Origin of the sequence: Novosphingobium silvae (assembly GCF_009856825.1) — a bacterium.
GTDB lineage: Bacteria > Pseudomonadota > Alphaproteobacteria > Sphingomonadales > Sphingomonadaceae > Novosphingobium > Novosphingobium silvae.
On the sequence record NZ_WVTD01000012.1, the window covers coordinates 22,834 to 47,764 of the forward strand.

At 60.1% G+C, this 24,931-nt stretch carries 26 protein-coding genes; 13 read left to right on the plus strand and 13 right to left on the minus strand.

Going from position 1 to position 24,931, the window contains the following annotated elements:
• The first annotated feature begins 135 nt into the window (after nucleotides 1-135).
• Together GR702_RS15040 and GR702_RS15045 are read left to right on the plus strand one after the other, a co-directional pair.
• Nucleotides 136-711: a hypothetical protein gene (locus GR702_RS15040; RefSeq protein ID WP_017501073.1), complete on the plus strand. Its 576-nt coding sequence runs from the start codon at nucleotides 136-138 to the stop codon at nucleotides 709-711.
• A gap of 389 nt (nucleotides 712-1,100) precedes the next feature.
• A complete protein-coding gene (locus GR702_RS15045; protein ID WP_017501074.1) occupies nucleotides 1,101-1,322 on the plus strand; it encodes a hypothetical protein in 222 nt (73 codons plus the stop codon).
• A gap of 149 nt (nucleotides 1,323-1,471) precedes the next feature.
• Here the strand turns inward: GR702_RS15045 and GR702_RS15050 are convergent, their stop codons facing one another.
• The gene (locus tag GR702_RS15050; RefSeq protein ID WP_080727366.1) at nucleotides 1,472-1,690 is read right to left on the minus strand and encodes a hypothetical protein; all 219 of its coding nucleotides are present in this window, start codon (nucleotides 1,688-1,690) and stop codon (nucleotides 1,472-1,474) included.
• Nucleotides 1,691-2,171: 481 nt separating this feature from the next.
• Here GR702_RS15050 and GR702_RS15055 point away from each other — a divergent pair, with 481 nt between their 5' ends.
• The 5 genes from GR702_RS15055 (at nucleotide 2,172) to GR702_RS15075 (ending at nucleotide 8,420) form a co-directional block, all read left to right on the plus strand.
• Nucleotides 2,172-2,462 (plus strand): ATP synthase subunit B family protein, encoded by a 291-nt coding sequence (locus GR702_RS15055; RefSeq protein WP_026109164.1) that lies wholly within the window; start codon nucleotides 2,172-2,174, stop codon nucleotides 2,460-2,462.
• Nucleotides 2,452-4,734 (plus strand): type IV secretion system DNA-binding domain-containing protein, encoded by a 2,283-nt coding sequence (locus GR702_RS15060; RefSeq protein ID WP_086491673.1) that lies wholly within the window; start codon nucleotides 2,452-2,454, stop codon nucleotides 4,732-4,734. The genes GR702_RS15055 and GR702_RS15060 overlap by 11 nt, the downstream gene beginning before the upstream one ends.
• 3 nt (nucleotides 4,735-4,737) lie before the next feature.
• A complete protein-coding gene (gene mobF, locus GR702_RS15065) occupies nucleotides 4,738-7,782 on the plus strand; it encodes a MobF family relaxase (protein WP_086491674.1) in 3,045 nt (1,014 codons plus the stop codon).
• Between the two features lie 85 nt (nucleotides 7,783-7,867).
• Nucleotides 7,868-8,143 (plus strand): metal/formaldehyde-sensitive transcriptional repressor, encoded by a 276-nt coding sequence (locus GR702_RS15070; RefSeq protein ID WP_017501079.1) that lies wholly within the window; start codon nucleotides 7,868-7,870, stop codon nucleotides 8,141-8,143.
• A 100-nt stretch (nucleotides 8,144-8,243) separates the two neighbouring features.
• Nucleotides 8,244-8,420 carry a DUF1289 domain-containing protein gene (locus GR702_RS15075; protein ID WP_037522677.1) on the plus strand — a complete coding sequence of 59 codons (177 nt, stop codon included), beginning with the start codon at nucleotides 8,244-8,246 and terminating at the stop codon, nucleotides 8,418-8,420.
• Nucleotides 8,421-8,524: 104 nt separating this feature from the next.
• On the opposite strand, the gene GR702_RS15080 is transcribed toward GR702_RS15075, so the two are convergent.
• Nucleotides 8,525-9,271 carry a hypothetical protein gene (locus GR702_RS15080; protein ID WP_017501080.1) on the minus strand — a complete coding sequence of 249 codons (747 nt, stop codon included), beginning with the start codon at nucleotides 9,269-9,271 and terminating at the stop codon, nucleotides 8,525-8,527.
• A gap of 325 nt (nucleotides 9,272-9,596) precedes the next feature.
• Here GR702_RS15080 and GR702_RS15085 point away from each other — a divergent pair, with 325 nt between their 5' ends.
• Complete coding sequence (locus tag GR702_RS15085; protein ID WP_139150116.1) at nucleotides 9,597-11,063, plus strand: hypothetical protein; 1,467 nt, start codon at nucleotides 9,597-9,599, stop codon at nucleotides 11,061-11,063.
• A gap of 159 nt (nucleotides 11,064-11,222) precedes the next feature.
• Here the strand turns inward: GR702_RS15085 and GR702_RS22350 are convergent, their stop codons facing one another.
• Entirely contained in the window at nucleotides 11,223-11,717 is a 495-nt protein-coding gene (locus GR702_RS22350) for a hypothetical protein (RefSeq protein ID WP_237449733.1), read from the minus strand.
• Nucleotides 11,718-11,897: 180 nt separating this feature from the next.
• On the opposite strand from GR702_RS22350, the gene GR702_RS22355 reads away from it, so the two are divergent.
• Nucleotides 11,898-12,911 (plus strand): hypothetical protein, encoded by a 1,014-nt coding sequence (locus GR702_RS22355; RefSeq protein ID WP_237449734.1) that lies wholly within the window; start codon nucleotides 11,898-11,900, stop codon nucleotides 12,909-12,911.
• Between the two features lie 81 nt (nucleotides 12,912-12,992).
• On the opposite strand, the gene GR702_RS15095 is transcribed toward GR702_RS22355, so the two are convergent.
• Entirely contained in the window at nucleotides 12,993-13,613 is a 621-nt protein-coding gene (locus GR702_RS15095) for a cation efflux transmembrane domain-containing protein (protein ID WP_069338597.1), read from the minus strand.
• Between the two features lie 65 nt (nucleotides 13,614-13,678).
• On the opposite strand from GR702_RS15095, the gene GR702_RS15100 reads away from it, so the two are divergent.
• Complete coding sequence (locus GR702_RS15100) at nucleotides 13,679-14,080, plus strand: MerR family transcriptional regulator (protein ID WP_160986703.1); 402 nt, start codon at nucleotides 13,679-13,681, stop codon at nucleotides 14,078-14,080.
• 150 nt (nucleotides 14,081-14,230) lie between these two features.
• Here the strand turns inward: GR702_RS15100 and gcvA are convergent, their stop codons facing one another.
• On the minus strand, nucleotides 14,231-15,160 hold the full coding sequence (gene gcvA / locus GR702_RS15105; RefSeq protein ID WP_080727365.1) for a transcriptional regulator GcvA: 930 nt from the start codon (nucleotides 15,158-15,160) through the stop codon (nucleotides 14,231-14,233).
• 123 nt (nucleotides 15,161-15,283) lie between these two features.
• Between gcvA and GR702_RS15110 the strand changes: the two genes are divergently transcribed.
• The 3 genes from GR702_RS15110 (at nucleotide 15,284) to GR702_RS15120 (ending at nucleotide 18,143) form a co-directional block, all read left to right on the plus strand.
• Nucleotides 15,284-15,988, plus strand: a complete 705-nt coding sequence (locus GR702_RS15110) for an SDR family oxidoreductase (RefSeq protein WP_026109339.1) — start codon at nucleotides 15,284-15,286, stop codon at nucleotides 15,986-15,988.
• Between the two features lie 9 nt (nucleotides 15,989-15,997).
• A complete protein-coding gene (locus tag GR702_RS15115) occupies nucleotides 15,998-17,164 on the plus strand; it encodes an NAD(P)H:quinone oxidoreductase (RefSeq protein WP_026109338.1) in 1,167 nt (388 codons plus the stop codon).
• Nucleotides 17,165-17,225: 61 nt separating this feature from the next.
• A complete protein-coding gene (locus tag GR702_RS15120; protein ID WP_037521826.1) occupies nucleotides 17,226-18,143 on the plus strand; it encodes a DMT family transporter in 918 nt (305 codons plus the stop codon).
• A 141-nt stretch (nucleotides 18,144-18,284) separates the two neighbouring features.
• Here the strand turns inward: GR702_RS15120 and GR702_RS15125 are convergent, their stop codons facing one another.
• The 8 genes from GR702_RS15125 to GR702_RS15160 all read right to left on the minus strand — a co-directional run bounded on the left by GR702_RS15125 (nucleotide 18,285) and on the right by GR702_RS15160 (nucleotide 24,862).
• Nucleotides 18,285-19,667, minus strand: coding sequence for an aldehyde dehydrogenase family protein (locus tag GR702_RS15125; protein ID WP_037521828.1), 1,383 nt, complete (start codon nucleotides 19,665-19,667; stop codon nucleotides 18,285-18,287).
• 16 nt (nucleotides 19,668-19,683) lie between these two features.
• The gene (locus GR702_RS15130) at nucleotides 19,684-21,336 is read right to left on the minus strand and encodes an acetolactate synthase large subunit (protein WP_202408295.1); all 1,653 of its coding nucleotides are present in this window, start codon (nucleotides 21,334-21,336) and stop codon (nucleotides 19,684-19,686) included.
• Between the two features lie 128 nt (nucleotides 21,337-21,464).
• Nucleotides 21,465-22,340 (minus strand): bestrophin family protein, encoded by an 876-nt coding sequence (locus GR702_RS15135; protein ID WP_017501920.1) that lies wholly within the window; start codon nucleotides 22,338-22,340, stop codon nucleotides 21,465-21,467.
• Nucleotides 22,337-22,798 (minus strand): hypothetical protein, encoded by a 462-nt coding sequence (locus GR702_RS15140; RefSeq protein ID WP_017501919.1) that lies wholly within the window; start codon nucleotides 22,796-22,798, stop codon nucleotides 22,337-22,339. The genes GR702_RS15135 and GR702_RS15140 overlap by 4 nt, the downstream gene beginning before the upstream one ends.
• 180 nt (nucleotides 22,799-22,978) lie before the next feature.
• Complete coding sequence (locus tag GR702_RS15145; protein WP_051035770.1) at nucleotides 22,979-23,380, minus strand: hypothetical protein; 402 nt, start codon at nucleotides 23,378-23,380, stop codon at nucleotides 22,979-22,981.
• Between the two features lie 121 nt (nucleotides 23,381-23,501).
• Entirely contained in the window at nucleotides 23,502-23,804 is a 303-nt protein-coding gene (locus tag GR702_RS15150) for a TFIIB-type zinc ribbon-containing protein (RefSeq protein ID WP_026109335.1), read from the minus strand.
• 1 nt (nucleotide 23,805) lies between these two features.
• Complete coding sequence (locus GR702_RS15155; RefSeq protein ID WP_026109334.1) at nucleotides 23,806-24,426, minus strand: cation efflux transmembrane domain-containing protein; 621 nt, start codon at nucleotides 24,424-24,426, stop codon at nucleotides 23,806-23,808.
• Nucleotides 24,419-24,862: an SRPBCC family protein gene (locus GR702_RS15160; protein WP_237449735.1), complete on the minus strand. Its 444-nt coding sequence runs from the start codon at nucleotides 24,860-24,862 to the stop codon at nucleotides 24,419-24,421. Before GR702_RS15160 ends, GR702_RS15155 begins: the two co-directional genes overlap by 8 nt.
• Between the last annotated feature and the right edge of the window lie 69 nt (nucleotides 24,863-24,931).

Genomic DNA, 24,931 nt, shown 5'->3' on the forward strand with positions numbered 1-24,931 from the left:
CCGGGGCCTCCTCTACCTTCTTCTTGTGCTTCGATGTCGGCGCTCGGGGGCATCGAACCCCCTCGCGCCGACCCTGAAACGCCAGAATAAAGGGGAGGGGGACAGGAGATGCGAACTGCCAGAAGGAGGCTGGAGATGAGCATCGTTTTCCGTATCGCAACCGACCTTGACGACCGCATCGTCCCACCGGCCGAAATCACCGCCCGCCAACTCGCCGCTTTTCGCGCGCGGCTTGCTGCCGAGGGGGACAGGACAGGCGAGACCCTGCTGCATTGCCGGGGTGGCGATGAGGAGCTTTCGGACAATTTCGAGGCCCGTGTCTGCCCGTTTGCCCTCGCGACCCTTGCCCGTCTGTTCGACTATGCGACCGACGTCATCACCGTCCTGGAGGAAGCCCAGTTCAGGGCCCGCCGGGTGAAGGTTTGGCACACGAGCCCGAACGGACCCATCCGCATGCGGGTCGCCGAGACCTCGGACCGCGCCCTCGAGCTCGACCTCCCCGCGACCCCTGCCATGGCGCTGCTCGAAAGCCTCGGCTTGCGCGCCGACAGTGTCGGTGAAATCCCGATCGAAACGCTCCGGCAGCGGCTGGCCAATCCTGCCGTGCAACGCCGCCTGAACGACGCTGAACTCGCCCACTATCTGCCCTCGTTGACGACGCTGATCGAGAGCGCCCGGCTCGATGACAGTTCCCGGTTCGAATGGGCCTGAGCCTCCCCTGTTCGAACCGGCGGGGCGCGTCGCATTTCGGTGCGGCGCGCCCCTTTTTTTGCTGGCTGTCTCCAAGCACCGCAGCCCGCTCGCTCGCGTGTCGCGCGGCCCCTGCGGGCCGCACGGCGCTACGCATCGGCCTGCTCCCAGAACGAAACCAAACATCTCTCACTGACGTCCAAGTATGTCGGCCGGGCGAGGCCGCCTCAAGGATCGGCGGTCCCCCCAATTTTGCCGGGCGCACCGCTCCGCTTCGCTCCACGGCACACCCAACAAAATCGGCACCCCCACCGCCCGCTGCGCGGTCGCCGGCGTTGCCGGCGCTCCTTGACCCGACCTCACCCGGCCGACGCCAGCCTTGCAGTCATTCAAGACAGCAGGAGGCTCTCATGCAGATCATCTCGACCAGCACTTACAACCACGCCGCTTATCTCGCCGCGATCGCCTGCGCAGAGCGCCGCGCGCTGCACAGCTACTTCGACCAGCATGTGCTTGAGGACGAGGAAGCGGGGTTCATCGCCATCGACGAGGGCGATTATGGGGCACTCCCCGCGATGCTCATCGACAAAGTAGTCCACACGATCCCGGGCGGGCTCTGGGACGAGAACTGACAGGGAGGGGAGGGGCCAGGCGCCTCTCCCCTTTTTTGCTGTCGGATGGTGCGGGCATGAGGGGCATCGAGCCCCTCATGCCCGTCCGGTGCGTCTTTGAACTTCGGGACGATATGCCTATCCCAAAGCACGAAACGCGGGCGTGCCCGTCACGCTGCGAGGCGCTTTTCGACCTCGTCCACGCCGAGCGCCTTTATGCGCTTGCCAAGGCTTTCGATCCTGCGTGGATCGAGCTTGAGCAATCCGGCTCTATCGAGCGCCTTGATCGCCTCGTCGCGCTCCCGTTCCTCCAGTTGGCGGCGCCTGTCAGTCAGCCGCCGTTCGTCCTCAGCAAGCGCCGCGCGCTCCTGTTCTATCGTTCGTGCCATGAGCACCTCTTGGTTCACGCTGATCGGGCTGCGAACTGACAGGCAGCCTATCGCACCAGAGCCGACCGGGAAACCACCATTGCAGGCGTTTTCCGCTTGATAGGCGGCCGCCCAGGATCGGACTGTTCCGCTCGGCTGAGCGGCAGGGTGCCTGGCCGGATCCGGATTCGCGCCACGATCCGATCGTCTGTCCCACTCCCCGCAGACATAGCGAACAATCCTAAGGCAGAGATGCACACCGTATGCACCTGCGGTGCAATATTGTCTTGTAACCTCAAAGCGTTATCGTGAATGCGCTGTGTGGGACGTCCGAGTACATATTTTGCGCTCGCCATTAAGCACTGAAAACCAACGGGTTGCATGTAGTCGCCGCGACTGCCGCCAATGCTGCACCACAGTCCGCGTTGCGCGGCAGGAGGTTTTCGGCTAAGAAAACAGCCACTTTCTGAGACCCCACCAGCCTCTCTGCTAGGAGGCTGGGTTGAGCAGCAAACTTCGCCATTACAACGTGCGTCTGACGCCGACCCAATGGGCTCGGTTGAGCGCGCTTGCCGACGATCGGCAACAGACCCCTGCAAAGCTCGTCCGCGACGCGGTCGATGCCTATCTGGGCGCCAACGATCTGCTGAACGCCAGCCAGCGCCGGCTGGCCCGCATCAGCGAGTTCCAGCAGATCGCGCTCGATATCATCATACGCGAACAATATCCCGAATATCGGGACCGCATCATCGCGGAAGCCGACAAGCGCCTGGAGCAATATCATGGCGCGTAAGGACATCCGCACCGATGGCAGATCGGTCCCGCTCACCCACCATTCCTCCCGCGGCAGGGTGCAGCGCAACGCTGGCAACTTCACCCGTGGCAGCCAGCTCATCACGCATGAAATGCTCATGTGGTTCGCCGGTGCGAAACTGCCGCTGCTGCTCTGGTTCTTTGCGTTCGTGGCGGCCTGGTTCGTGATCATGTCCGTGCGGCTCGACGAGCACGGCTTCCAGCTGATCTGCATGAAGCTCTACGCTATGCTCTGGGACTGGATCGGGCTCGATCCCAACAAGCGCGTGAACGTCGCCCTGCCCAGTGGCGAGGTGATGCGCACCATCATGCCCTATGTGCCCCACATCCCGGATGTCATACGGGCCTGGTCGGTGGCCATGCGCGGCGTTCTCGGTGCCCTTCTGGTCTCGATCTTTGTGGCGATTCCACTCGCCATCTGGTTCGTCGACATGTCCCGCAAGCGTGGCCTTTCGATCCTTCAGGAACGCCATGAGCGCGGCGCCATGCTGGTCAGCAGGGACCTCCTCTACTCGGAGGTGGTTCAGCACAACCGCGCCAAGTTCGAAGAGGACGCCCGCGAGGGCTTTCCCGGCCTGTCGAGTGCCCAGGTGCTTCGCCTGCCATTCTCGGCGCGCAAGGAAGGCGGCATCCACCATCCCTACACGCTCGCGGACATCCCTTATCCCCATCGGATGGAGCAGTCCCATACGATGCTCATCGGCACGACCGGTGCGGGCAAGACAACCGCGCTGCGCAGCCTCGTTGCCCAGATGCGCGCGCGACAGGACAACGCGGTCATCTTCGATCTCACCGGGGCCTATGTCGAGGCGTTCTTCGATCGCTCGCGCGACACCATCCTCAACCCCATGGATCAGCGCTGCCCCGCCTGGTCGATCTTCAACGACTGCTCGACATACAGCAATTTCACATCGGCAGCCGTCGCGCTCATCCCCTCCGATGGCGGCTCGTCAGAGCCCTTCTGGGCGCTGGCGGCGCGGACCCTCTTCATCGAAATGTGCATGCGCCTGATCGAGCGCGGGGAAACCAGCAATCTGGCCTTGGCCGAAAATCTGATGACCGCCGATCTCAAGCGGGTTCATCGCTATCTGTCCAACACGATTGCCGATCCACTGACCGCGCCGGAAGCCGCACGCATGGCCGAGTCCATCCGGGCCGTCTTCAATACCAATGCGCAGGTGTTGCGCTTCCTTCCCGACGAGGGCGAACCCTTCTCGATCCGCCAATGGATGATGGCGGATCGCAAGCCCGGGTCCATTCTCTTCGTGACGTCCGACTATGACGATCTGGACATGAACAAGCCGCTGCTGACGCTGTGGATGAACCTGGCGATCACCAGTCTGATGAAGCTGCCGCGCACCAGTGCGCTGCGCACCTGGTTCATGTTCGATGAGGTCGGGGCACTTCACCGGGTGCCGGCGATTGAAAAGGGCCTGCAGACCGCGCGCAATTTTGGCGGGGCCATGATTCTCGGGCTGCATAGTTTCGAGAAGCTGGTTGAGGTGTACGGCGAGCAGGGAGCCCGCAATCTCGCCTCTCTCGCACGCTCGAAGCTCATTCTGGCGACCGCTGATCTCGATACCGCCGAGCAGTGCGCCCGCTACATCGGCAATCGCGAAGTCCGGCAAATGGATGAGGCCTACAGCTACGGCTATAACAACACCCGAGACGCCTCGACTCTCACGCCGCGCAAGCAGGTGGAGCCGCTCGTCATAGCCGACGATATCACCAACCTGCCGTCGCTTCACGGCTTCGTGAAGTTCCCCGACGGTTTCCCCGCCGCAAGGATCAAACTCGAATGGCAACACTACCCGCAGGTCGCTGAAGGCTTCCTCCCGCGCCCCGATCCACGGCCGGTGCGTTCCAAGCGCGCCGAAGAGGCCTTTGAAGACGCGGAAGAGGGGGAAGCTGGCGGGCGGGACGGGGCAGGGCAGATCGTCGAGGAGGTGGTGGAGCCGGGCAATCTCGCCAAGGAAATGGCAGCACGCATCCTCGAGCAGAATGCCGAAGAACCCGGCCGGAACCGCAGCGACGACGAAGGGGAAAAGAGCCGCGAACCGCAAGGGATCAACGCGCAGCCGCGCGCCACGGGCGAGGGAGATCCGTCACGCAGAGGCGAACGGACCGATGCCGCAGACAGCCGGGCAGCTACAGCGTCGATGTCCTCCGTCGAGGATCAAACGCTGGTCGAACTGCGTCACGATTTCTCCGCGGGCCTGGAGCCTGACGGTGGCATGGACATGGGGATCTAGGCCATGCTCTCGGTCGCCCCGGTCCGCTCTGCCTCAGGTGCGGCGAACTACTTCGCCAAGGACGATTACTACACAGCCGATGGCAGCGCCGAAGTAAGCGGCTGGGCCGGGGAAGGGGCCGACGAGCTCGGCCTCTCCGGCCAAGTGTCCAAAGATGCCTTCGAGGGTGTTCTCAATGGCCGCCTTCCCGACGGTACGATGGTGGGTCAGGTCGAGAACCGGCAGGCGGGAATCGACCTCACCTTTTCCATGCCGAAGTCCGCCTCGGTGATGGCCTATGTCGCAGGCGACAAGCGGGTGCTCGACGCCAATATGGCAGCGGTCAAGGCGACCATGAAATGGGTCGAGGCCAACCTCGCCGAGGGTCGCAAGGATGTCGACGGCAAGAAGGTCCCGTTCCGGACCGGCAATCTCGTCTATGCCCTCTTCCAGCACGACACGAGCCGGGCCCTCGACCCCCAGGCGCATATCCATGCCGTCATCGCCAATCTCACGCGCATGGCCGATGGCAAGTGGCAGGCGCTCCATAATGGCGAGATCTGGCGCAACAATAGCGTGATCGGCTCGATCTACCACGCGTTCCTGCGCGATGGTCTGGAGAAGCTAGGCTACCAGCTCGACATGCGTGGCAAGCATGGCACGTTCGAGATTGCGGGCGTTCCCAAGGCTGTGCTCGAAGCCTTCAGCCAGCGTCGTGAGGAGATCCTCGCCAAGGCAGGGGCACTTGGGATCACCAGTCCCCAGGGTATGCGCGAAGTCACGACGCGGACCCGGGATCCCAAGCTCCATGTCGACGACAGGGACGACCTGCGCGTCGGTTGGAAGGATAAAGCGGCATCGCTCGGCTTTGACGGAAAGGCCCTGCTGGACGCCGCGGTCGCCCGAGCCCAGCGTGCTGAGCCCGGCAGCGCCCTCGAGCGTGGCTACCGCGCGGTCAGTGACGCCATCAGCGGGGCGTGGGAGAAACTGTCCCAGATCGTCCAGCCTGGGGATCCCCTGGTCGATCGCGGACTGGCTCGCCTCACGCAGTCGCCCGCCGAGGCTCGAACCCAGCTGGCCCTGGCATCAGCCGTTCGCATTCTGGGGCAGCGTGAGGCGGCTTTCAGCCTGAGGCTGCTCACAAAGACCGCTGTCGATCTCGCGCTTAAGGGCGTCACTTCAGAAACCGTCGAGCGCCGTATCGGCGCCTTGCTCGAGAAGGGCGCGCTGGTCCCCGAAACCATAAGGCGAGACGACGGGACCTTCCGCATGGTCACGACGCCGCAGGCGCTCCAGACCGAGGCGCAGATTCTGGCGCGGGTCGAAGCTGGCAAAGGCACGGTCGAGCCCATCGTGCCAGCGAGTGAAGCACCTGGCCGCCTTCAGGCCGCCGCAGCGCTCCCGCTGAACGCAGGTCAGCTCGGTGCGGCCACCATGATTATCGCCTCGTCCGATCGCACGGTGATCGTCCAGGGCATCGCCGGCGCCGGCAAATCGACCATGCTGGCAAGCGTCGCGCGGGTTGCGGAAGCAGAAGGGAGGACCATCCTTGGTCTGGCCTTCCAGAACAAGATGGTAGCCGACATGGCGACAGGAGCGGGGATCGAAGCCCGCACCATCGCGTCGTTCGTCCTGGAAAACGAGAAACATCTCGCAAACCCCCACGGGCCACGTTTTGATGAAGCACGCTCTGCGCTCGCCGGCACCATGCTGATCGTCGATGAGAGCTCAATGGTGTCGAGCGAGGACATGCTCAGACTTCAGGACATCAGCGCGTTGATGGGTGTCGACAAGCTCGTCCTGGTCGGCGACCGACAGCAGCTGTCCTCGATCGACGCGGGAAAATCCTTCGCGCTGATCCAGGCGGGGGGCGGCTCCATCGCGCGAATGGACGAGAATATTCGCCAGCGCACCGACCAGCTGCGCACCGTCGCGGCGCTCGCCAATGTCGGGCAGGCCGGCCAGGCGCTCGGCGTCCTTGGCGAAAAGGTCATCGAGCATGGCGCGCCGGCCGAGCATGCCGCAGAGCGCTGGCTTGCACTCGCGCCGGGCGATCGTGACGTGACGGCCGTATTTGCTTCGGGCCGTGAGGCGCGGGCTACGATCAACGAGGAAATCCAGAAGGGCCTCGCAGCTGAGGGAACCTTGAGAGGCGAGGCAGTGCAACTCGCTGTCTATGAGCGGGTCAACTTAACCCGCGAGGAACTGCGCTATCCTTCTTCCTACCGGGCCGGCCAGACGATCGAGGTCGGTCGCGGCGGCGCGCCCGATCTGGGCCTTCGGGCAGGGCGATTCGATATCCTCAAGGTCCAGGCCAACGGCCGGATCGAGATCAGCGATGGCCGCCGGCGGTTTCGCATCGACCCTCAGCGCATCACCCCTGGAGAAAGGCGCGACCAGATCGCCCTTACCGAGCGTAAGGACATAGCCCTTCGCGAGGGCGACCGGATCCGCTGGACAGCGAACGACAAGGAGCGGGGCCTGCACAACGCTGCCCTGGCCCGAATTCTTGGCGTCGATGCCACTGGCGTGACAGTCGAAACCGCTGGTTGCGAAAAGCTGACGCTCGCACCCGGCGATCCGATGCTCTCGCGCCTCGACCTTGCCTATGCGCTCAATATGCATATGGCGCAGGGCATCACGACCGATCGCGCGATCACGGTCATGTCGAGCTATGAGCGAAACCTTTCCAATCAGCGCCTCTTCAACGTCGGGGTCACCCGGGTGCGCGACGATCTCACCCTCGTCGTGGACGATAAGGAGAAGCTGACCCGCCAGCTCGACATGAATCCAGGCAACAAGACGTCCGCGCTCGAAACCGTCGGCCGGATCGATATCGATCGGCCCGGCGGCGGCGGTCCCGGCGGTACGAAGGGACCGTTCGATCCTGGCCCCATCCCTGCGGGGATTCTCCCACCACTTCCTGCCGACCTGCCACCGTTGCGAGACAAAACCGGAAGACCCGCAGTAGGGGTGCTGAATGTTGGCCCTGGTCAATCGATCGAAGGAAGGACCGGACCCGACCTCTTACCGCCCCTGCCTGAGCGCAGCCTCGGCCTCGACCTTTAGGTGTAGGCGCGCCGAAAGCTCTGAGGGATGACAGCCAGCTCCCAAACCTTGTGCCAGTATCCTTTATAGGGTAGGGGGGTATTGTATGGCTCACTTACTCCGAGAGAAGGATGCGCTCAAGATGCGTGTCCGCCGGCTGATTGGTCAGTTGCAGGCAATCGAACGCGGATTGGATACCGGTCAGGACTGTTCCACTACCCTTCATCTGGCCGCCGCAGTCCGGGGCGCTGTGACTGGTCTGATCGATGAGCTGATCGAATCTCACGTGAAGGAACATGTTTCCGGGCCCAATCTGACCCAGGCACAACGCGATGAGGGGGCCGAGGCGCTCGTTACCGCGATACGCCGGTACGCCAAGTAAGCGATGGGGTGCGAAGTTGCTTATTCCGCCAGTGGGACGCGCGCCGCATCAGCATCGCGGCTGAATCCGACCCTTGAACTCAAGCGCGGCGGTTGATCGGATGCGCTCGCCCTGCATCGATCTATGTTCGTTCGACGGGAAGACCGGCTGGTGCCGGGGCTGCGGCCGAACCATTCCTGAAGTGCGTGCCTGGAAGAAGGCACAGCCGCATCAGTTACGCAAGATCACAGCTGAACTTCCGCGCCGTTTGGCGAAGCTTCAGAAGGGGAAAGTGTGACGGCAGGCTGTTTCTTCGCCAAATTGCGGGCGTCCCACCGGGGCAGCGAGTGGACCGGGTAGCCCGGCCCAACTCATTTGGATCGCGCCGCCCAATTGCTCCTGTCAGTTCTGCTCCGGCGTATGTCGCACAACAATCTCACGTAGAAGTTCGCCGAGGGGTGTTCGGAAGTTCGCTTCCTCGGCTGTCGGAACGCTCTCGCGACGTCTGATGTGGCAATGAAGATGGCCATCAGCCGCTTTTCTGAGCAGTTGATTGAAATTGGCCATTTGCTGCTTGAAAGACTTTTGGCCTGGATATTGCGCAGCAAAATCAGCAAATGTGGTGAAGTTGCCCATAGCGGGCGGAATATGGTCCATGATCGCCCGTAAGAGCATCATCGTGGCCATGTGCGCCTCGCCGGCAGCGGTCACGTTCAGCTCTCGGCAGAGCACTACCAACCGGCTGAAATCATATGTCGTCCTGGGGAGTGCCTTTAATTCCCGGATCGTGTGCTCAGATACGAAGGATACAGCCGGCATCTTGACTGGCTCTGTCGTTCTCTCGGCGGCTTGCTCTTCGGCCTGGATATCTCGAACAGCGGCATCGATCAGGTGCAGGCATTGCACGATCTCGTCATTTTCAGGCTGCCGATGTGTGCCCCTGCCAGGTGTCGTAAAGGTGGGAATATTGATAAAGTAGGCGCTGCCTTCGCCCAGTGATTTTCGGATGATCTCCCTGGCTTCTGTCAAAAGTGCGACCAGTTTCGAAACCTGAGAAACCTCCCAGGGAGGATCCCTTCTGGCGAGAAATTGCCCCCGCCAGCCTTCGATCTGACGGCGGACCTGCTGTAACTTTTCGCTTTTGGTCATGCTTTCCTTGCAATTCAGGCTTACACTCCGTCGCAATATAAGGCTGTTTTTGTTAACGACTACAGTAACTAAGGACATTTCACGGCATTTTGTTTACGGGATAAACTCGTTCGCGTCGCGGTCCGACCGCAGGCAGTTTGTCCATGATGGAGCCTTGATGATTTCTCTGCCTTTGGCAGCCCCCTTGCAGCCTCCGTCATTTGCGGTCCGGAAGCGGCAATTCGTGCGAGCCCTCTGCGACAGTACCACCGGGAATGCTCCGAGCGGCCTTGCCGCACGGTATTTCTCATTGGCGCAACAAGACGCGGCCTTCGGGACGTCCGCGATGATCGCTGACCGCTATCGGTTCGTGACGCCGGAGGAGCTGCGCTCCGCCCTTGAGCAATTCTGCACCGACATCGGTGAAAATGATCCCGCGTCGGTTGCCCAAATGACACGTTACCGGGTCTTTGCGACCAGTCTCCAGGACTTCTGGAGCAAGAGAGAGGAGTTCTTCGCGCCGAATCCGGCCCGAGATGCAACGGGCGACGCGGCCGCTGCGTTCATGGCGGCGCAGAGCTTCGCCAGCCTGTTCGAGCATAACTCGAAAGCCGGCGGAACGCCGATCGCAGTCCCGTTGGTCGATCGTGTGATGCGGCGAGGTGCGCGGGGACTTTTCGATCTGGGCCGTGTGCAATTTGCGGAATTGGCGCAGATCTGCGTGGATTTGTGCGACTGGTTGACCCGTAGCGGCAAATCGGAAGTGACGTTGGTCGAGGCGCCGCTCGGCAATACGGTTCCCATCGCTGTGCTTCGCGAGGTCGCTCAGGCGCGCGGCATTCGCGTCACGGTTGTCGAGTGGGGGTGCCCTCGGAATGACCGGGCTCTAAATGGACGCACCGTTCGTGAGTCCGCTGAAGACCTGGCGTCCATGCCCGTGATGAAGGCCGCGAAATTTATCCTGTTCATCGACGACGCCATAACCGGCAGCCGTTTCAACAAAATGGCGAGGGCTCTCCGCAACGCGGTCGGTGAGAGCCGTTTCGGTGCTGTGGCGATATGGGTGCGCTTCCATCCGAAGGCCGGCCGCGGGACCGGGCAAATTCGGGACCTTCGGCGGGTTCGAGACTGGGCAAAGCACCATGGCATGCCCTTTGGCGAAATCAAACTTTCTGATCTTCCGCTGTTCAGTATAGACGGCGGAACACCAGTGTTTTTCCAGTCGGCACTAGCCTGGGGAGATGCAGCCCATACGGCCGGTAAACGCAAGGCCAACATACTGTTCCTGTTCATCGATCGGCTGAAGGCGATCACACGAGAATTGGGAGCGCCCGGCAACAGTCCCGCGAGGACGACGCTGATACGGGAGGTCTGGCGTCTGGACGTCAACGGGAACCAATCCCTCATATCCGCTGTGATCGCTGAAACGGTCAGTGTCCGGCTCATCGAGGCGCTGCCAGCGGACTTCTTTGACCAAATTCGTGATGCTGCCAAAACCGCATTCCCTCACGACTATCTGGGGCGTGCCATTGCCGGTGAGCCAGACCTGCGGAAAAGAACCGACTGGCTCGGCCGCTGCATCTACGACGCCGCCAGCCGATACATGGCCGATCATGAGGCCGTGTGGCTCAACCGTGCGGTTAATGATCTTCATAACGCAGGCTATGCGGCTGGGGTTGATAGTCCGCACCGTGACCATGATTATGGTCTCTACACGCTACCCATGGCGAAGGGGGAGGATGCCCTTCACCTTGAACTGGTCGATCTTGTTGTAAGCGCTGCTAAACAGCTGGCCCCTCGACCCTCTCCGTGACGGGTTAGGCTGCGCGATGGTTCATCTTGCACCCGCGTCTCTGCCGGTCTTCTGTACGAACTGAGCCTTTGCACGGTCTCTTCCGGCGGGTATTGCCACTCCCGCCCCAATGGGCAGGATATTGTGGAACTATTTCATTTCGCCTGACCGGCTTCGACGCTATTTTGCTGGCCCAGACAAGATGGGGTGAAGCATCTGACGCTCGACGGTTTTCTCACGGTCCTCGCACTTCTTGCGGCGCTCTATGCGGTGCTCAGCCCCGTGCAACGGATCAGGCTCTCCATGTCCTGGCGATCGCAACTGATCCTGGCGGTCCCCGCCAGTATCGCGATACTGGCGTTCGAACTGTTCGATCTCAATCCTCCGGCTTGCCCGTCCACTCTCGGCGGCATGTGCCGCTATCTTGAACTGGGGGCCGCAGATCCGGGCGTCCCGCGCAAGTTCGCCTTTCTGATCGCTTTCGCGTGGCTGATCGGCTCGGTCTACATTCATCGTGCGGCCCGCCCGACATTGCGCAGCCTTCCAGAGCTCACGCAGCTTGCGACGAGCCTTGTCGATGAGGAACAATATGACGACGCGATCAGGCTGGTCGAGCCGCATCTTGAGCTCATCGCTGTGGCAAGCCGCCGAAGAGCGAAAATCCAGCTGGCTCATGACCGACTGAAAGACTTCGGACCCGTCGACCCGCAGTCGTTCGCAGCGTTCTCAAGGCCGCGCGGCCCGGGCCCGCACCCATATCGAGGCGAGAACCTGCCGGATTGGGCGGCGCGGCCGGTCCGCGCGCTTGCGACGTTTGTTCCGGCCCATAAGCGCGCAAAGGAAGCCGCGTCGGACATGCTTCAGCTGCTCTTCCACTCAAACAGGTTGCTCGATCACATTGTCGATCGCCGACCCCACTTCGGTGTCGCACTGGCAAGACTCGATGTTTATGGTTCGACCGAATTTGTAGAGCGCTATCTCACCCGCCTTATCGCAACACCGGCAAGCGCGCTCTATCAGGAGCTTGCCGGCAACGAAATTTCCGAAAGTCCGATCGGCTACCAGCTTCCGGAGCGCAATCGGCTGTTGCACTACCTGTTCTCCAACCCTGAGAACGCAGAGCGCCTGTCTGTCTGGAAGCCCATCGGTGACTATGTAAAGCGGCTCCTCGCCGGCGATGAACGGCAGGGCTATTGGAGCCATCTGAATGGCGATCCTGGCTGGTTCGAGCGCGAACGGACCAGCGATCCTGTTTGGAGCGCCATGTTTTTCTTCGACATCATGATAACCTCGGCCGCAAGGCACGGAATCGAGTATCATATGTGGCTCTACTATCTGCCACGCTTCGCCGGCCTGCTCGAAAATGGCTATGATTCCGATGGTAGCGGCATCGACAAGGAGGCAGAGTTCCCCACCCGTGCAGCGCGGCTGCTGTATGAGCTTTTCGGCTTCCTTACATCATGGACGACTCTCTATGATCGGCTGCCCGAAGGCTCGAAGCTACGGCTCATGCCAGACCGACATGATCGGGGCAGCGCGATCCCGCATTCTGCGGCTATCGCGCTCGGCGAAACGCTTGCGATCGTTATGGCCTCCGAGCGGATCGATGACGGTGTCATTCAGACCCTTCACGACGTTGCACTTCGCGCAATTCGGGAAATCCACGATGATGGGATGCGGGGGTATGTGACAGAGGCGATCTTGCGCGGCGGCGAAAACAAGTTCTCCGCGCCGCATCTTGACCGGTTGGCCGATCGCTTCATCCGCATCGACGCTTACGATCAGCACGAGATGGCCAGTTATGCCGATGCTCTCAATGCCCGTCTCGCCGATACCCCGCGTCCGCGAAGCCAGCGCGCCCCTTTTTAGGCTGCCACGCGAACAATTGAGTATCGGATAGTCCTGCGCACGGCATGTGTTTGCGCTACAGAGCGTGGATGGGCAGGGCCGTCACGAAAGGCTCATTTCACGTCGTGCCTGGCGGATTATCTGCCATCCTCCGGATACGCCAAGGCCTGCCAGTATTACGGCGACTCCCACGTCGGGCCAAGCAGTGCCCGTTCCAAAGACGCCCCAGGCTGCGGCGACCACCGCCACATTGCCGATTGCATCGTTCCGGGAGCAGATCCAGACCGAGCGTCGATTGGCATCGCCCGTCCGGTGCCGCCACAGGATGACTGCACATATCAGGTTGGCAAGCAGCGCAAGGACGCCGACGCCCCCCATGGTCCCGGCGGCCGGAAGCGTGCCGCGGGTTGCCATCCAAAGCGTGTTTCCAATTACCCACAAGCCAAGCAGCAGAAGCGTAGTGCCCTTGGCGAGGGCAGCACGGGATCGCCAATAAAGAGCAAGGCCAGCGACGCCAAGGCTGATCGCATAATTGGCAGTATCGCCAAGAAAATCGAGGGCATCGGCCTTAAGGGAGGCAGAGCCGGCACTTACCCCCGCAACGATCTCGATGCAGAACATTCCGCCATTGATCGCAAGGGCTACCCAAAGCACGCGGCGCCAACTCGCGTCTTCGATCTTGAAAGAGTTATCCTGCGACGCGCCGCAGCAACCACCTGCCATTTGCCATCTCCAAACCGAAGAATGGCACCCCATATAAACCCTGTAGGCACTACAGGGTCAAGACTATGGCATTCACAATCGGCGAGATCGGTAAAGCGACAAGGACGAACATCGAGACCGTTCGCTACTATGAGCGCATAGGCCTGCTGGCGAGGCCAAATCGCGGCGCGAACAATTATCGCAGTTATGGCCAGGACGCGCTTGACCGCCTTTCTTTCATTCGCCGATCCCGCGATCTGGGATTTTCGCTTGAACAGGTTCGGGCGCTTCTCGGCCTATCCGACGATCGGACCCACGATTGTGCGGAGGTTGACAGGATTTCCAAGGCGCATCTGGTTGAGGTCGAACGTAAGATTGAAGATCTCACGGTGCTAGGACGGGAACTGAGGGCGGTGATCGACTCCTGCGATGGGGGCATAGTCGCTCATTGCCGGATCATCGAAGCACTCGCCCCTCCGGAACGTTGATAGGGTTCGCTCATCTGTGGCTGCTCTGCCGACTGCTAGCGCGTTGCCCCCGGGGGCGCCGACGACCAGTCGCCTGACGATGCCCTCTTTGAGCACGATGCATTGCCACTGCTGCAGGTGTGCAGCCATCTCTGATTCTTATCCTGGACATCAGTTCTTTGCAGAACCGTTGGCTGATGTGGGGGGACTGGCGGGTTCAGGATCTCTGGATGCTACTCCGCGCAACCAGGAAGTGAACGATGAGATGGCAGCATGTGACTGCGCATTAGCCTGCGAAACGAGAAAAAATCCGCTATCCGCTGCGAGACTGGTACCGAACAATTGCAGTAGTCGGCCCGATGCAATGTCATCCTCGACGTATAAAGATCCGGCCAAAGTCAGCCCCTGACCAGCGATCGCCGCTTCGACCGCGAGCGCGGTTTGATTGAATCGTATCGCTTTCTGGTTTGGAGTGGGCTTAAGGCTTGGAATATTCTCCAGAAAGCGTGGCCACAGATTGTGGGCATCATGCAGTAGCGGGTAATGTTCAAAGTTCGCTACGACTTCAGGATGCCCGAACTTTTCAATGAGAAGCGGGCTGCCTACCGCGACTATCACGTGGGGTAGCAGCAGATCGGCTGTGACATCAGGTCCGAAGGGTGGTCTTCCGAGACGAACTGCGACATCCACTCCGTCAGCCTGAAAGTCGGAAATGCGGTCTGTGGCCACGATCCTTACATCGATATCGGGATAGGCGTCTGTAAAATCGGCAAGCCTTGGAATTAGCCACTTTGATGCGAAAGTGGGCGTAACGCTAATGGTGACGTGACGGCGACCGGGACGCAGTAGTGACGTAGCTTCCTGAATGATGTCGAAGGCCCGTCGAATGTTGGGTTGATAGCCCCGCCCGGCCTCGGTCAACGCAAGCCCGCGCGGATGACGTTCGAACAGGGAGATACCCAATTCTGCTTCCAGCCCGCGTATCTGCTGTGCGACCGCTCCTTGAGTAACGCCCAGCTCCTCGGCGGCCAGCCTGAAGTTCAAATGACGTGCCGCAGCGTCAAATGCGCGCAGCGCATTGAAAGGGGGAAGGCGTCTCATTTTCTTACTGTAGAATTTCTACACTCTGAAGGGAAGCGAACTGGTTCGTGATGCTCGTTCATACCCGATAAGGAAAAGCCCTCTCGAGCGCTGGTCGCGTTTTGGCTATGGCAGGAGGTTTGAGTGACTGTAGAAAAGGTGGCGGTTGTGACCGCCGGTGGTAGCGGCATTGGCGCAGCAGCAGCCCGGCGGTTCTCGCGGGACGGGTACAAGGTCGCCATTCTCTCGTCTTCGGGAAAGGGTGAGGCACTTGCAAATGAACTCGGAGGCTTCGGTCTCACAGGCTCGAACCAGTCGCCTGCTGACATAAAGAAGCTGATCGATGGGGCCGTCGACCGCTGGGGGCGGATCGATGCTCTCGTCAATTCGGCTGGGCATGGTCCCAGGGGGCCTGTGCTCGAACTAACCGATGAGGATTGGCATCAAGGCTTGGAAACCTACTTGCTGAACGCGCTCCGACCGACCCGCCTGGTCGTGCCGATAATGCAGCGCCAGAAGGGCGGGGCAATCATCAACATCTCGTCTGCCTGGGCCTTCGAGCCGACTCCGCAGTTCCCGACATCAAATGTCTTCCGGGCCGGGCTCGCCTCACTCGTGAAGATCATTGCTGACACCTATGCGTCCGATAACATCCGGGTAAATAATGTCCTGCCCGGCTGGATCGACAGCCTGCCTGAGACAGCCGAGCGCCGCGAGAACGTGCCGCTCGGTCGCTACGGCACACCCGAGGAAATCGCCGCCACCATCGCTTTCCTGGCGTCCGAGGGCGGCGGGTATATCACTGGCCAGAACATCCGGGTCGATGGCGGCCTGATCCATTCGGTCTGAGCCATGAACATGAAAAAACTGACGCAACTGGCGGCCATCCTTCTGGCCGCCTTCTCGGGACCGACCGCCATGGCGCAAGTCGCACACACCAAACCGCAGGTGCTGGTTCTTATCTATTCGGATACCGGCGGGACCTATGCTCTTGCGCGAGAAGTCGCTGCGGGGATCACTGGAGACGGATCGGTCGATGCGACGATCAAGCAGGTCAAGGGCTCGCCAAAATCCGATCTAAAGGATGTGCCTGTGGCAACCGTGGCGGAGCTCGCCCGCTATGACGGGATTGCCTTCGGCTCTCCGGTCTATTTCGGCAATATCAGCACGCCGATGAGCGAATTTCTTTCCCAGACCGGCGATCTGTGGTCGGCGCACGCGCTCGAGGGCAAGCCTGCTACCGTGTTCATGTCGGCCGGTAGCGGAGCGGGCAAAGAGCTGGCTTTCCAGTCGTTCTGGGGAAGCCTTGCGGTTCATGGGATGCTGTTGATGCCCAATGGTATTCGCGGGGTCGAAGGGCTCGACAAGACTGTACCGCAGGGCAATTCGGTGCTGGGTGCATCCACCCTCGCGTCGCTCAAGAATGTGGAGCGACCAACTCTGGGTGAGCGTCAGATAGCGCGCGACCAGGGCCGGGCCTTCGCACGCGTTGTATCGGCCTTGAGAGGCGCCCTTCCGGCATCCTCCTCGGAGGTGGCGGCTGTGACTGAGGTTCCAAAGGCTGCCATCACAATCCGCGAGGCGCTCGCTCGAATGGGTCTGGCTTTGCCGCCGCTGCCCAAACCTGCTGGTAACTATTCCCCGTTCGTGCGCACCGGAAACCTGGTCTTCATCAACCAATATGCCCTCAAGGACGGCAAAATCCTCCATCCGGGAAAGATCGGCGTGGATGTGACCGACGCGCAGGCAAAGGAGTCCGTGCAGGCGACGATGCTGAACGTTTTATCCGTGCTCAACGAGGCGGTCGGCGGGGACCTCGGTCGCGTGAAGCAAGCGGTGCAATTGACAGGGGTGTTCAACACGATCGACACCTATGCCGATCACGCCCGCTTGATGAACACCGCTTCTGATCTCGCGGCCGATCTCCTTGGTGAACGTGGGCACCATGCTCGGATGACGCTGGGCGCAAATTCAGTACCCGGTCAATCCCCGGTCGAAATCCAGGCGATCTTCGAGGTCGAGTAAGTCAGCGGTGCGCCGCGATCAACTCCGCGGACCGCGGCGGGCGGGATGAAAGTGAGAAAGCATGAACGCGCGTAAGGCCATCGACGGCAAAGCCTTGATCTACATGATTGGCCTGTGCGCTATCTGGGGCATGCAGCAAACGGCAGTAAAACTGGCAGCGCCCGCTATGCCTGAAATCCTTCAGGTCGCTTTGCGCTCCGGAGTGGCGTTGGTGGTCATTGCCGGAATCGCTGCCGTAAGGCGTGAGACCGGCTGGTTCTTCAAGGGAACCTGGAAAGCTGGCTTGGTCATAGGTCTGCTCTTTGGCCTGGAATATTTCCTCGTCACGCAGGGACTGCGTTTTACGACCGCCTCACATATCTCAATCTTCTTATACACATCGCCCATATTTGCGGCGCTCGGTCTCCACATGCGGCTACCCGAAGAGAGGCTTGATGCTGCTCAATGGGTCGGAATTGCCGTAGCCTTCCTGGGGATCGTCTTCGCATTTGCCGGTCGTGCGGGCGGCGTCAGGATAGATACCGGGTTGATCGGTGACGCTCTGGGGATAGCCGCAGGTGCAGCATGGGGACTGACCACCATAGCTCTGCGGCTCTCAGCATTATCCAACGCCCCTACGACCATCACAGTCAGCTATCAGCTGGCGGGAGCTTTTTTCTTGTTGACGATACTCTCATTCGTGCTGGGGCAGGTCAGTTTGACAGCTACACCAATATTGATAGCCAGTATGGCGTTTCAGATAATCATGGTCGGCCTTTTGAGCTTTCTACTATGGTTCTCCCTGTTGCGCAGATATCTTGCATCGCAGCTTGGGGTATTGTCGTTCATGACGCCGATCTTCGGCATTACGTTTGGGGCGCTGATCCTGAATGACCCGTTGGATGGGGGATTTATTGCTGGCGCGGTACTTGTCTTGACAGGAATTTTCTTGGTCGGCGGACGCGATCTTTTTCGGAAGACTTCTGCAGCAACACCCTGAATATCAGGAAAGCATAAGGGGCCTCGACTTAGCCGTTCTCGAGGGAAGATCCTTTTACGCGATCTTTTGGGCCCTTATCTAACGGATGGGAGGCGGCTTTTGACGCTCGCAAGCCGCCTCCTACCTTCCCAGTGTCGAAATTCATCGTCGACGCAGAATGATCATCTTCTCATGCGTCATGTCCTGCATCGTGTAACCAATTCCGCCAGTGCCATAGCCTGAAACACGGCGCCCCGCGAATGGCATCCAGTCGGTTCTGAACGTGGTCGCATCGTTCACCATCACTGCTGATGCCTCTAAGCCGTGAGCCGCTGACAAAGCGACGTCGAGGTCTTGAGCGAAGATGCTCGCCTGAAATGCCACCGGCAGCGAATTGGCACGGGCGAGGGCGTCAGAAAGATCCTTATACCGATATAGCGCCATGACCGGCCCAAATATCTCCTCGCGTGAGACACGTACGTCAGGAGCGGGATCAAGTAAGATTGTTGGTTCGAACAGTGTCTTCGAAAGCCGCGTGCCTCCGACAGCTGGGGCAACGCTGCTGGCTACGGCTTCTGCGACCCAATCGGCAACCCGGTCGACCTCGCGAGGCGTAATCAGTGGCCCGACATCCGTCTTTTCGAACGTGGGATCGCCCGTCTGGAGGGAACTGACCTTTGCTATCAGTCTGTCGGCCATCTCCTGGAAAACTGCATCATGTACATATACGCGCTGCGTGGACACACAGACTTGTCCCGCATGATAGAAGCCGCCCCGGACGAGCGGATCCAGAACAGCCTCCAGATCAGCGCTTCGATCGATGATAGCCGGCGCGGCGCCTCCATGTTCTAGTGCTGAGCGCACCCCGGGCGCGAGCTTTGAATGCAGGTACCACCCCACCCTGGCTGATCCGATGAAACTAAGAAATGCAATTCGAGGGCTTGTCGCAAGGCTCTCTGCCAGCGCGGTATCGGCTGTGATCAGAGTTTGGCACCAAGCTTCTGGTAGTCCCGCCTCATGCACAAGCTTAACAAATTCAAGGCACGACAGAGGGGTGCGATCGGCTGGCTTCACAATGACCGGGCAGCCAGTCGCAATGGCGGGAACGACCTGATGGACGATCAAGTTCAGCGGATGATTAAATGCCGAAATTGCCGCGACCACCCCGATGGGTTCCTTGGTGGTAAAGGCCCATCGATTGGTCGATGCCGGAGAGAGTCCCATCGGGATTTCCCTTCCGGCAAATGTGCGTAGCTCATCTGCTGCGTTGCGGACCCCATCCACTGCTCGGACCACTTCAGCGGCGGCATCTCGCAGCGGCTTTCCGCCTTCACGCGCGATCATCAGCGCAAAAGCGTCTTTCTGACTGTCGAGACTGTCGGCTACTTTACGCAGGATGGCGATGCGTTCATGAGGTTCTAGCCAACTCGTCCGGTCTGCAAAAGCTTCCGACGCAGTGCTGAGCTTACGGTCCAGCGACGCTTCGTCGTCAGTTTCAATCTCTGCGATCAGTTCACGATCAAATGCCTGAAAAACCTGCAGCATGCTCTTCACTCCAGGCTCAGGCAAGATCGACGCTGGGCACTTTGTTGCGCAGCTCTTCGACAAGGACACGGGTGTTCTCCGAGTAGTCGATCGGACAATCGACAAGATGCACGCCGCCTCCTTTGAAGGCCGCCTCGAGCGCCGGGATGAGACCTTCAGCAGATGCGACCCTCGATCCTTTGGCCCCATAAGCCTCCGCATACTTCAGGAAATCAGGGTTTCCAAAGGTCATGCCATAATCCGGAAACTGGTCCACAGCCTGCTTCCAACGGATCATCCCATAGGCTCCGTCGTTCAATACGAGCACGACCAGATTGAGCTTCAGGCGCACCGCCGTCTCAAGTTCCTGCGAATTCATCATGAAGCCACCGTCCCCGCAGACGGCCATAACGCGGCGGTCTGGATAGATCATCGATGCCATCATGGCCGAAGGGAGGCCGGCCCCCATGGTCGCCAGCGCATTGTCCAGAAGAAGGGTATTGGCCTCGTGGGTGCGGTAGTTTCGTGCGAACCAGATTTTGTACATGCCGTTATCGAGGCACACGATGCCGTCATGAGGCATCACCGCTCGTACGTCGTGCACCAGGCGCTGCGGCGTCACCGGGAATCGGCTCTCCTCGGCACGTTCTGCAAGGCGTTCGAGGATTTTCTGGCGGAGGTCGAGCATTTGGCGTTGCTCTGCAAGCTTTCCGGAAAGCCGGTGGGTCAATTCCGCAACTGTAGTGCCCACGTCACCGATGACCTCGGCGTCGGGATGATACACCTGCTCAACCGTCGCCGATTGGAAGCTTATATGGACGACCTTGGGGCCACCGGCTTCGCGCATAAGGAAAGGCGGCTTTTCAATTGTGTCGTGGCCGATCGCGATGATGAGATCGGCAAGTGCTATCGCGTCGTGGACATAATCACCTTCCGAGAGCGCTGCAGTTCCCATGTAGAGATTAGAACCACCGGTCACCGCTCCCTTGCCCATTTGCGTGTTGAAGAAAGGGAGCCCTGTTTCACGGATAAAATCGGAGAGCGGCGCTACCAGTTGCGGGCGATTCCCACCGGCCCCAATCATGACCAATGGCCGCTCGGCGGCGAGGATCATATCGGCTGCCCGGTCGATGGCGGTGGCAGGAGCGATGGGCTGGTCCAGGGGGTGGGGAGGTATTATCTGCACATCTCCTACATGTGCGCCGGCGACGTCTTCTGGTAACTCCAGGTGGACGGGGCCGGGCCTCTCCTCCATCGCAACTCTAAAGGCGTCTCGAACGGTTGAAGCGATGCTCGCCGCGCTGACAATTTGACGGGTCATCTTGGTAAGGGGGCGCATCGATCCCACCACATCGACGATCTGAAACCGGGCCTGCTTGGCACTCATGATAGCCTTTTGCCCGGTTATGAGGATCATCGGCATCGCTCCGAGATGGGCGTATGCCGCTCCGGTCGAGAAGTTAAGAGCTCCAGGGCCCAAGGTGGCAAGGCAGACGCCGGGTTTACCAGTGAGTCTGCCATACGTTGCCGCCATGAAGGCCGCGGCCTGTTCGTGCCGGGTCAATACAAGCTGGATCGTCGAATTTCGCAGTGACTCCAGCACGTCCAGATTTTCTTCGCCGGGAACGCCGAAAATTCGCTCGACCCCTTCATTTTCCAGCGCACGGACTAAGATGTCGGAACCCTTCATCACGCTATTCTCCTTCGCTTTGGCCAAGCAGCTTCAGGCAAGCTTGGCAGTGTATTGAGCGGCGGGGCCAGGGGACTTCTCATGCCAATACGGCGTCGATGAATCCCAAGGCAAAATTGTCTCCTCCATCACCACTGGGTCCCGTGGACCGGGGGCATCGGCGGCGGTGCTTCCCGTTCAATCGCTTCCAACAAGTCGATTTCGATCGTTCTGCACATCGTTGAAAGTGGAACATCATGCACTGTGTTGGCAAATGGGTCGGTCAAATCGTGACCGATCCGCAGCGCCGCCAGGAAGATCATGCCGATGAGGGTCGACCCGATAGGTGTGAAAAGGTCGAGGGTTTCGACGAGCGATATCGGAAGCAGGACGCAGAACAAGCGGGTGAAAAGGTTGGGCATGAATTCAAACCCATTGGGTAACGGCGTATTCTTGATCCGCTCCATGCCGCCTTGGGCATTGGCTATGTCCATCATGACGCGTTCGAACATACCCTGTTGAACTGTATCGATTTTCCCCTCACCCCGAGCGCCGGAGACGATCCGGGATATGTCTTCGAGCAAGGCATTGGGACGATTTGACCCCCGCGAAGCCGCCTCCACTGCTGCCTTGCCTCCGAGCCGTTCGATGTCCTCGAATGGATCCTGGCCTCGTAGACGGCAACGCAGAGCGTGCGCGAGTGCGATCTGCCTCAGAATGATGGCCTCGGCCTCAGGGCCGGAAGGGATCAGATTCCGGGCCATGCGAGCGATGCTTCGCGAAGCGTTTATGAGCGCCCCCCACAGTGTGCGCGCTTCCCACCAACGCGCATAGGCGGCATTGGTGCGAAACCCCAAGAAGAGAGCTATTGCAGTACCGAAGAGAGCCACGGGAAGTTGTGGTTCTTTCACCGGCATGTAGCGGTGAAAGACGGTTACGAGCACATCCCAGACGAACAGCATGGTCAACGGCTTCCAGATCTCAACGATGATCTGCTCCAGACGAGGGCGGGCGCCTACGATCATTGTTCGAAACCTTGGACGATCGGGGAAGCGGTGGGGCGACGGAGCAGGTCGAAATTCCCCTCAACGAGGAGGCCGACGCGGATCGGCCGTTTAGAACGGTTGTTCCAACTCCATTCGTACAGGCTTCCATGCCGGGGGCGCAAATTGCCCTGTTCTGTGGCCGAAATGTCCTTTTCCGTCAGGATCGAGCCCGTATGCCCATCGTCCAGTCGCAGACGGTAGTGTATCTTTGATCCGCCGATGTCGCTGACATAGCGCATCGTATCTCCACCAACGACATAGGCGGTGACGCGGCGCACCTCGCCGGGACCCAGAGTAAAGTTCAGTCTCTCCGAACTTGGTTGATTGTCATTTTTCGCCAGCGAGCCCATCAGCGAGATTGCGCCGAAAACGACAAACGCGATACTCGTCAGAGTGCTGACGCCCAGCAACGCAATTGCGGGACGATCAAGTTTCATGGCTGTTCGGCCTGGGGTGCGCGCCATAGGCCTCTTCTTCCCAAGGCCTCACGTCGGCTCTCGATCGCGGCATCGCGAACTGCGGGCAAAATGAGGGGGATATCGACGCGTAGCTTCTCGACCATTTCCATGATCCTTCTGGGTTGGGCGCTATTCGCAATTGCTTGGATAGGCCGATATTCAGGGCGGATGGCCGCGACCCGGTTGGGCGATCGCCGTCGTTCGATGGCAGACCAGAGATTTTTCCCCCATCCGGTCTAGCTTGAGTGTGTCGGTGCCGGTCAGAACCAAGGTCAGATTGTTTCCGGCATAGGCCTTGCCGGTGTCCGGTGCGGTCAATCTGGATGGTTTCCCGCCAGGAATTATCGTCAGGTCCAGGGTCAGGCCATCGAGCATAAAGTCGCCGTCAAGTTGGGTCCCGTCCTCACATGTGTACAGGTGTTCGCCAATGAGAGCGGGCAATGAGGCGCTATCGTGACGCCGATCACTGACGGTATCTTCAGCTCGACAGCCGGCGAGAGTTATCGTTGCCAGGCCTCCTGCAACGAGTAGCGATGTTGAAAGCTCGCGGGTCACACGCATGGCGGATTTCTGTCAACTGGAGGCGAACTGTCGCCATGGGCGGCAAGGGCGGCCGCCCATGGCGCGGGCCGTTCTCGCACGCGGGGAGGGGGGCAGGGGCGTGCGGCGGCCGATCGGATCATCAGTCGAACAACTCACGTAGGAAGCCTTTACGGCGGCCATGATGGCCGCTGCGCTGGCTGTGACCCTCCTCATCGGGGTGCCCATTCTCGCGGCTCGCCACCGTTGGCGGTTGTTGTGTCCTGCTTGCGCCTGCGGTGTCCGCGAAACTGCGCTCGATAATCTTGTCGAGCTCGCCTCGATCGAGCCAAACACCCCTGCATTGAGGGCAGTAGTCGATTTCGATGCCCTGCCGCTCGCTCATGAGCAGATCAACGCGGCAGACGGGGCATTGGAGACCGATTGGTGCCGTTACATTGGTCATGTCAGTATTCCTTGGGTGGAGGAGTGTCTTTGATCCCTCGGATTTCGCTGCGAGCGTCTTTCAGGATTTCAACGCCGCCCTTGATGGCGATGAAAGCCGTCGCCAGTCCGACCAGAAGATCCGGCCAATTGGCGTTCAGCCACCAAACCAGCGCGCCAGCGATCAGAATGCCGCCGTTCGATATGAAATCATTGTAGCTGAACGTGGTGGCTGCCCGCATGGCGACATCTGGCTCGTCGAGGCGCTGAAGCAGTCTGAGGCAAACATAGTTGATGACGGCCGCAACGGCCGACATCACCATCATGGTCGCTCCGATGGGGTCGCTTCCGTAGGTGTAACGGCGCGCGACGTCGAAAAGAATTCCCACTGCGAATATCAGCAGCATCGAGCCAGAGAATAAAGCGGCGCGGCCTTTCCAGATGAGCCCGCGCCCAAGGGCCAGGAGGCTCAACATATAGACCAGCGCATCGGAGAGATTATCGACACCGTTCGCGATAAGAGCACTGGAATCGCCAGTAATCCCTGCGAAGAAGAATGCTGCGGAGATGATCACATTGAGGATCAGGACGATCCAGAGTGTCCGCTGCTCCGTCTCACTCGTTTTGTTCCGGGCTTCAATCATCATTGACGCTCCGTCCTTTGGTGGCTGCGGTGGTACGGCGCTTGTGTCGATTTCCAGCAGGTCCTGCGCGAGACAGTCGCCTGACAGCTACTAGGAAGCTTGTGTCCTGAAGCTGCATTCGCCGGCGAATGCCTGCGCGCACGAATGCGGCTGCGGGGGCTCCGAACAACCCCTTGCATTCGACGCTGTGTCGAAAATGAAGGCCCGAGGCATCCTCAGTCAGTTCATATCCTTCCTCCATTGTGAAGAATGGGAAGGTGCCTAATTTCCAGCGAATGCTGCCGGACCGTTCGTGTGCCACGATCAGGGCATCGACTTGGGTGCTTCGGCCGAAGAAGCGTGCGGTGAACTCAACCTTCTTGCCCAAGCCGACAACCCCGCCGCCAAACCGATACTCCGGATGCCAACTTTCATACTGGGCCAGATTTGCCAGCATGGCCCATGCTCGAAGGCGGGAGATCGGGGGGCTAAACCTGGTTTCCTCTCTCATGTCGCTGATCCTCTC